The sequence below is a fragment of the Botryobacter ruber genome (assembly GCF_003347595.2).
GTDB lineage: Bacteria > Bacteroidota > Bacteroidia > Cytophagales > Hymenobacteraceae > Pontibacter > Pontibacter ruber_A.
This window is the reverse complement of sequence record NZ_QCZK02000002.1, coordinates 1-7,431: the sequence shown is the minus strand read 5'-3', so window position 1 is coordinate 7,431 and position 7,431 is coordinate 1. Positions and strand designations below refer to the sequence as shown.

General features: G+C 46.7%; 7 protein-coding genes. 6 read left to right on the top strand and 1 reads right to left on the bottom strand.

Annotated elements, in window-relative coordinates; genetic code table 11:
- Nucleotides 1–281: 281 nt before the first annotated feature.
- Nucleotides 282–2,003 (bottom strand): M61 family metallopeptidase, encoded by a 1,722-nt coding sequence (locus DCW36_RS00060; protein ID WP_114784992.1) that lies wholly within the window; start codon nucleotides 2,001–2,003, stop codon nucleotides 282–284.
- Nucleotides 2,004–2,364: 361 nt separating this feature from the next.
- On the opposite strand from DCW36_RS00060, the gene DCW36_RS00055 reads away from it, so the two are divergent.
- From DCW36_RS00055 to DCW36_RS00030, 6 genes are all read left to right on the top strand, one after another.
- The gene (locus tag DCW36_RS00055; RefSeq protein WP_114784990.1) at nucleotides 2,365–2,973 is read left to right on the top strand and encodes a Pycsar system effector family protein; all 609 of its coding nucleotides are present in this window, start codon (nucleotides 2,365–2,367) and stop codon (nucleotides 2,971–2,973) included.
- A gap of 179 nt (nucleotides 2,974–3,152) precedes the next feature.
- Nucleotides 3,153–3,311 carry a 50S ribosomal protein L34 gene (gene rpmH, locus DCW36_RS00050; RefSeq protein WP_114784988.1) on the top strand — a complete coding sequence of 53 codons (159 nt, stop codon included), beginning with the start codon at nucleotides 3,153–3,155 and terminating at the stop codon, nucleotides 3,309–3,311.
- A 34-nt stretch (nucleotides 3,312–3,345) separates the two neighbouring features.
- Complete coding sequence (locus DCW36_RS00045) at nucleotides 3,346–3,756, top strand: ribonuclease P protein component (protein WP_114784994.1); 411 nt, start codon at nucleotides 3,346–3,348, stop codon at nucleotides 3,754–3,756.
- Nucleotides 3,757–3,790: 34 nt separating this feature from the next.
- Complete coding sequence (locus tag DCW36_RS00040) at nucleotides 3,791–5,440, top strand: S41 family peptidase (protein WP_114784986.1); 1,650 nt, start codon at nucleotides 3,791–3,793, stop codon at nucleotides 5,438–5,440.
- Between the two features lie 134 nt (nucleotides 5,441–5,574).
- Nucleotides 5,575–6,276 carry a tRNA (adenosine(37)-N6)-threonylcarbamoyltransferase complex dimerization subunit type 1 TsaB gene (tsaB, locus tag DCW36_RS00035; protein WP_114784984.1) on the top strand — a complete coding sequence of 234 codons (702 nt, stop codon included), beginning with the start codon at nucleotides 5,575–5,577 and terminating at the stop codon, nucleotides 6,274–6,276.
- A gap of 4 nt (nucleotides 6,277–6,280) precedes the next feature.
- Nucleotides 6,281–6,790: a DUF2480 family protein gene (locus tag DCW36_RS00030; protein WP_114784982.1), complete on the top strand. Its 510-nt coding sequence runs from the start codon at nucleotides 6,281–6,283 to the stop codon at nucleotides 6,788–6,790.
- The last annotated feature ends 641 nt before the right edge of the window (nucleotides 6,791–7,431 follow it).

The following is a 7,431-nucleotide window of genomic DNA, read 5'->3' as shown; positions in this document are numbered from 1 at the left end:
ATACAGGAAGGAGATTCCTTGTGGTCCATATCACCAAGTGTATGTAGATTCCCTATAGTTACCTTCCTGCATCTGTCTTTTAAAAGTATATAAAATTTGTACTGTATACGCTTGTGGTAAAGGTATGAGATCCTCCCAGGATGACAAGTGGGGAATATTTTTATGGAAGATGGAAGGTGGTAAATGCTATTTGATATAATCCTGAAAATCCTAAAATTCTGTAAATCCTGATTCAGGCAAACATAAAATCACAAAAATCATTTCATCCTACCATCAACGGTTCAAAATTCCTGCTTCAGCCAAAGCCTGAAATTCTCCTGCTCTGCGTCGGTGGCGTCTGATCTCTTTTGAATGGTATACTTCGGATAATAGGTATTGCCGGTTGCTGCCAGCTGTACTGTCCGAAGCTTTTTATCGCGGAAGAGCGTCAGTTCTATGCTGGCGCCTGGGTGTAAAGCGTGTAAGAGCGGCTGCAGGTTCTGCTCCAGTTTCCGGCCGTTCAGGGCAATCAATTCATCATCTACGCTCAGCTGTTGGTAAGCAGGGGAGTCCGGGGCTATGGCCGATACTTTGATGCCGGCGTTGTCGAGAATTTTAAAGCCAAACCTGCTTTCGTATAGCAGCGGGTTTTCTGTTTCTTTCAGGGTGCAGCCAACATAGTATAGCGCTTCGTCTAAAGCAGCCTCTAAGGGAGCAGTGCCATTGATGTAGTTGCTGAAGTAATTGTCGAATGAGGTGCCTGCTGTTTCGCTTACTAAACGTTCATAGTCTGCTGCGGTGTAACCTGTGCCAGTCTTACCGAATTCTTCCCACAGGCGCAGCATTACCTGGTCCAGGCTGGCGCGGTTGCCGGTAGCTTTGCGCAGCTGCAGGTCCAGGAGCAGGGCCGTTAATGCGCCTTTAACATAAATGGAAACTTTGCGGTCGGGGATGCCGGGTTTATAGCCATCCAGCCACAGGTCGAACGACGAATCAGCTACCGAAAGGCTGCTACGGCCGTAGTCGGCGTAGTAGCGTTGGAGCGTTGTGTTCAGTTCCTCGAAATATTGCGTGGCAGTAAATACACCGGCACGCGCCAACATGTAATCGCCGTAGTAAGTGGTGATGCCCTCTGCAATGTAACCTGTCCGGAAGTAGTTTTCACAGGAAAAGTCGTAAGGCAGCATTTCGGCAGGCCGGATTTTTTTTATATTCCAGGTATGGAAAAGCTCATGCGAGCTTATGCCCAGAAACTCCTTGTACAGGCCGGGCGACATCAGCAGTTCTCCCGGACCTAAAGTAATGACGGTAGAGTTGCCGTGCTCCACACCGTGGTAGTAGCGGTAGGGCAGTAGTTGGTTCAGGAAATGATAATCCGCCACCGGGAAATCGCCGAAAAGTGTGAGCTGCTCTTTTGTAAACGCTCCGAAATCGTGGCTGATCCTGTGCCAGTCCGGCTCGCAGTCGCCCTGCAGCCAGATGTAAAACGGAATGCCATCTACTTCGTACTTTGTCAGCTGCAGGGAGGCGCTGGCGATCAGCGGAGCGTCTACCAGCTCATCGTAGCTGCCAGCTTGCAGCGTATGCTTTTCCGACTGTTTTAATCCGCAGGCAACTTCATAATGGTCCGGAATATCCAGCACCAGTTGGCAGGGCTCCTGTTCCCGGCCTTCCACGGCCATAAAGCAGTTGATGCCGTTGAGGTAAAGCTGTTCTTCATCGAGCCACGAGCCGCCGGCGTCCATTTGACGCGCATAAAATGCATAGGTTACCTCGAGTTTTGCAGCGTTCCCTGTTTCCAGCCGCCACCGGTCTTTGGTTACTTTTTGTACAGGCAGGGGAGCACCATTGGCTGTAGCTGTTACCTGCTTTAGTTTCTGGGCAAAGTGCTGCAGCTCATACCGGCCCGGCCGCCAGGCAGGCAGTTGCAGGTACAGTTCCGGTGCAGCATTATCGGGAATGGTGATGGTAACAGTAAGCAGGTGCGAAAGCGGGTTACTGTAGGAAACGCGGTAGTAAAGCATAGAAGTTTTTGAGTTTGGGAGTTAGAGAGTTTAGGAGTTAGAAAGTTAGAGAGTTTAGGAGGTAGAAAAGTAGAAATTTTGTAGGGGTTGAAAACTTTCAACCCTGTAACAGAAAGGTAGAAAGGTTTAGGGTATGGCTGTAGAGATGCGATGCTTGCGTCTCCTGCACGAACCACCAACAAACCGAATCCGGGTAATCTATTAATCTTCTCAATCCTGTTCAGACAAAGCAATCACAAAAATCAATTTAATCACACGAATCAGCGGTACGGGAAAAGAAATGATTCGGGCTAAAACAGGTCCTGCAAATGTATCAATTACGTAGTTAGGGTATACAGGGTACAGTTAATCATGATCAAATATGGAAGAACTGGAGCCGGTCGGACAAGACCATCACGAAGAAGAAAAAAAGAAGGAAAAGAAAGAAGATAAAAAGAACAAGAAGAGTGGTTCGGGTACAATAGGGATGTACAGGGCTATATCCCGGAATCATGTGGCCATGGTGGCTATTGGCGACCGCCGCGCCAGTATTCTTATTGGGATCTGTACGGTTATTATTTCGGTTACTTTTTCTGTTTTTCTGCACAAACTGGAAGAGCCAACCATTTACCAGGTGCCGGGTCTTATTCTGATCATCACCTGCACGGTTACCATGGTACTGGCCATCCTTTCAACCCGCCCCTATAATGCAAAAGGTTTTTATGGCATGCACGAAGTCAGCGAAAATTCATCGAACCTGCTTTTCTTCGAAAATTTTTACAAAATGACGCTGGAAGATTATGAAACGGCGATGAATAAAATTCTGGATAACGACCAGGAAGTGAAGCATGCCCTGGTGCGGGACCTGCACGGGCTTGGGGTATCGGTCGCCCGGAAATACCGCTACCTCCGCATTAGCTACGATGTGCTGATGGTTGGGGTGGTGTTATCGGTAATTGCCTTTCTTTTTACGGTGGTAAAAACAATCTGAGCTTCAGCCACCTGCCTGAAACAACAGCAGAGGCTATGGTGGCAGGTACAGCAGAACTAAAACAGCAGGCTATAGCTGTTTTTCAGGGCTAAACTTAAATTTTAATCTGGCAGGTAGTTGTAATTAGAAAAACATTTTTATAATTTTGCAGGCCATAATAAAAGCATTGGCATATTACCATGAAAAGAACATTCCAGCCTTCTCAGAGAAAAAGAAGAAATAAGCACGGTTTCAGATCCAGAATGGAAACTGCAAACGGAAGACGAGTTTTAGCTAGCAGAAGAGCTAAAGGCAGAAAGAAACTTACTGTTTCTGACGAAAAAAGACACAAAGCTTAAGTAATGGTTGGGCTTTGCTCAGCCGGAAGCCCTTATGCAACAGGAGCCAGCTACTGACAACAAAGCAAAGCAGCCTACTTCCTATACATTTACGAAAGAAGAACGCTTGTGCAGCAAACGCCTGATCGGGCTGTTGTTTAGCAAGGGTTCTTCTTTTAATGTATATCCGTTACGTTTTGTCTGCTATTCACCCGGGGAACTCCCTCCCGGGCCTGCGCAGCTGCTGGTATCGGTGCCTAAGCGTGCCTTTAAACTTGCCGCAGACCGCAACCGGCTCAAGCGCCAGATTCGTGAAGCCTATCGCCTCAACAAACACATGCTGGCCGCTTTGCCCGAACAGTCTCCCTGGCTGCTGGGCATTCTTTACATTGGTAAAGAAAAAAAACACTTTGATTTAATCCAGAAAAAACTAATTTCCGGTTTGGAACGTTGTTTGATTAAGTAGTCTTACCTCGTTTTCTCTTTTTAACCGGAAGTTTATGTTTAAGAAATCTATCATAGCAGTTGTGTTGGGTAGCTTTGCTTTGGGGCTGTTTGCCTTCAAAACAGAGTCTGAGCGGTATTTCGAGATTGCTAAGAATCTTGATGTTTTTGCCACACTTTTCAAAGAAGTAAATACCTATTACGTGGATGAGGTGCCGCCGGCCAAAATGGTGCGTACCGGTATCGATGCCATGCTCCGGTCCCTGGACCCTTACACCAATTATATTCCCGAAGACGATATCGAAGATTTCAGGACCATGACCACCGGCCAGTATGGCGGCATTGGTGCCCTGGTGGGCAGCCGCAACGGTAAGGTGATGGTGCAGATGCCGTACGAAGATTCGCCTGCCCACAAAGCAGGCTTGAATATCGGCGACGAAATCCTGAAAATAGACGGCGTAAGTGTTGCCGGGAAAAGTACATCCGAAGTAAGCAAATTGCTGAAAGGGCAGGCCAATACTACCGTAAGGCTGGAGGTGTTGAGCTACGGGCAAACCAAACCAAAAACGCTTGAGCTGGTTCGTGCTAATATCAATGTAGACAATGTGCCTTATTACGGCATGCTGGACGAGCAGGTTGGCTACCTGCAGCTTTCCGGCTTTACCATGGATGCCGGCAAAGAGGTAAGAACAGCTGTTCAGAAACTGAAAGAACAAGGTGCCAAAAAAATTGTACTCGACCTGCGCGATAACCCGGGTGGTTTGCTGCACGAGGCTGTTAACATCTCGAATGTGTTTGTAGAGAAAGGCAAAGACATTGTGAGCACCAAAGGAAAAGTAAAAGAGTGGAACAAAACCTACAAAGCGCTGGACGAACCCCTCGACCGCGATATCCCGCTCGTTATCCTGACAAGTTCGCGCAGTGCATCGGCTTCCGAAATTGTGGCGGGCGTAATGCAGGATTACGACAGAGCTGTATTGGTGGGTGAGCGTACGTTCGGCAAAGGGCTGGTGCAGGCTACCCGTCCACTATCTTACAACTCGCAGCTCAAGGTAACAACAGCCAAGTATTATATTCCGAGCGGACGTTGCATCCAGGCCATCGATTATGCGCACCGTAACGAAGACGGAAGCGTTGCCAAAATAGCAGATTCTTTAAAAGTAGCTTTTAAAACAGCAGCCGGTCGTGTGGTGTACGACGGAGGCGGTGTAAATCCGGATGTGGCCGTAGAGCAGAAAGATGTTTCGGAGATAACCAAAACAGTTGTCTCGAAAGGTTACCTCTATGAATATGCAAACAAATATAAAGCAGAAAATCCTGCTATTCCGCCAGCTAAACAGTTTAAGCTTTCCGACGCAGAGTACCAGAAGTTCGTAGCTTTCTTAACCGATAAAGATGTGTCGTACAGTACGAAAGTAGAGGAAGAGCTGAAAGAACTATCGGAGCAGGCGAAAGAAGGCAAGCATTACGACGACATCAGGAATGAGCTTGATGCCATCAAAAAGAAAATATCTCATAACAAAGCAAACGATTTAAACCGTTTTAAAAGTGAGATAAAAGAACTGCTCGAAGCTGAAATAGCCTCCAGGTATTACCTGCAGAAAGGCTATATCGAAGCTACCTTCGATGATGACCCGGATATACTGGCTGCCAAGAATGTATTGAACGATCCACAGCAATACAATACGTTTCTTAAAGTAAAATAAAAGAACGTTCTGATGATATAGAAGAGGCAGCACACTGGGGCTGCCTTTTTTAATGAAGGTACATGGTGGTGTAGTTTTGTTCTCTTCGACCGGATGCATTAATTTTGTCCTGAACCTTTGAATAAAAAACACTCATGTCCCTGCTGCTTGCTCTCGAAACCTCTTCCACTGTCTGCTCTGTTGCACTGTATCATAAAGAGCAGTTGCTGGGTGCGTCAGAACTGCAGATCGAGAAATCACATTCCTCTCATATCACCGTTATGATTTCGCAGTTAGTGCAGAATTGCGGAAAAGAACTGAAAGAGTTAAGTGCTGTGGCCGTATCGGGTGGGCCGGGGTCCTACACAGGCTTGCGTATCGGGAGTGCTACCGCCAAAGGGTTGTGCTATTCGCTGGATATTCCTTTGATAGAAGTATCTACGCTGCATGGGTTGGCTGCCCGTGTAGTAGGTGTTACGCCAGCGGCAGAACAATTTCTGTTTTGCCCGATGCTGGATGCACGCCGTATGGAAGTTTATACCTGCCTGCTGAATCATAAACTGGAAGAAATTGTTTCTATAGCACCAGTGGTGCTGACAGAAAGCTTCCTGGAAGAACAACTTGCCCGGCAGCCGGTTGTTTTCTTTGGCAGCGGCTCGGCAAAGTTTAGGACGTTAGTAGAAGCGCATCCTAACGCGCGCTTTATAAATGGCGTGGTGCCGTCTGCTAAAGAGATTGGAAAACTGGCAGTGGCTAAATTTAAAAATCAGCAATTTGAAGATGTGGCTTATTATGAACCGTTCTATCTGAAAGAGGTACATATTACAACGCCCACAAAAAATAAAGTAAACAGTTAATAAGATGTCTGAACTAATAAATAAAGTAGCGCAAAGTGCGCTGGTAACCTTAAACCTGGAGGAGCTGCTTCATCCGGGAGAGCGGGTGGTATATGATATAAAAGACAATCTTTTCCATGGGTTGATTTTGAAGGAAAAAGACTTCAGAATGTTTGTTAAAGAACATGACTGGTCAGCTTATGATGGAAAGAATGTGGCCATTATTTGTTCTGCAGATGCCATCGTGCCCACTTGGGCTTATATGCTGCTGGCAACAAAACTGCAGGGGCATGCGAACTACTATGTGTTCGGAGATTTAAATGCACTGGAGCAGGCGCTGATGCAGGAAGCAATTTCAAAAATAGATGCCGCCGAGTACCAGGACGCTAAAGTAGTGGTGAAGGGGTGTGGTAGTATTCCGGTGCCGACCAACGCCTATGTAGAGATAATGCGGAAGCTTTTACCAGTGGCAAGTAGTGTTATGTATGGAGAACCGTGCAGTACAGTGCCCTTGTATAAAAAACCAAAAGCATGATAATCTAAAGTTGAGGATAGATCCGCTATCCTCAACTTTTTTATGCCTTTATAACTCACCAAGGCCGATTAAAAGAAAAAGCTGAAAAAAATAACAGCAAAATGAACCAAAGCAGGAGCAGTGCTGTTATGAATGACAGCTGCCCGGTCCCGAAAGGGCGCGGCGGCCTGAATAAGAGCGTGGGAACCCCTACAGGCAGCGTGCCAGCCGCCTTCTCATGCACCTCCCCAAGCTTTTTATGATACTGCACCTGCCACCACAGCCTCTGCTGTTTGAGCTGCGGTAGAAAATAATTTACCTGGCTTTTAAGCGGTTAGCAAAAAGAGAGGGAAAGTTTAGTTACAGCTCTTGCAAAGCGAAAAACAATTTCTACCTTTGCACTCCCAACGCAAACGAGCGGCGGGAAACGGTAGCCAGGCAGTGGCTACCGGAGCATCATGAAAACGGAAAGCTTAAAAATATTTTTTTTGCCTTTTGCTTGCAGCTTGCAAAAAGATGCTTACCTTTGCAACCCGTTTCAGCAGGAGGCGGCCAGAAAGAAGCTTCGCTAACAGCTGTAAGTAGCTAAAGCAGAAGCAGAAAGAGGTAAAAAAAAGAAATTGAATTTCTTTTGGAAGGTCGGAAAAAGCTGCTTACCTTTG

Excerpts from the sequence above, each read along its gene's own strand:
- DCW36_RS00030 (WP_114784982.1), top strand. The coding sequence starts at position 6,281 with ATGTCTGAACTAATAAATAAAGTAGCGCAAAGTGCGCTGGTAACCTTA.
- DCW36_RS00055 (WP_114784990.1), top strand. The coding sequence starts at position 2,365 with ATGGAAGAACTGGAGCCGGTCGGACAAGACCATCACGAAGAAGAAAAA.
- DCW36_RS00060 (WP_114784992.1), bottom strand. The coding sequence starts at position 2,003 with ATGCTTTACTACCGCGTTTCCTACAGTAACCCGCTTTCGCACCTGCTT.
- DCW36_RS00045 (WP_114784994.1), top strand. The coding sequence starts at position 3,346 with ATGCAACAGGAGCCAGCTACTGACAACAAAGCAAAGCAGCCTACTTCC.
- rpmH (WP_114784988.1), top strand. The coding sequence starts at position 3,153 with ATGAAAAGAACATTCCAGCCTTCTCAGAGAAAAAGAAGAAATAAGCAC.
- tsaB (WP_114784984.1), top strand. The coding sequence starts at position 5,575 with ATGTCCCTGCTGCTTGCTCTCGAAACCTCTTCCACTGTCTGCTCTGTT.
- DCW36_RS00040 (WP_114784986.1), top strand. The coding sequence starts at position 3,791 with ATGTTTAAGAAATCTATCATAGCAGTTGTGTTGGGTAGCTTTGCTTTG.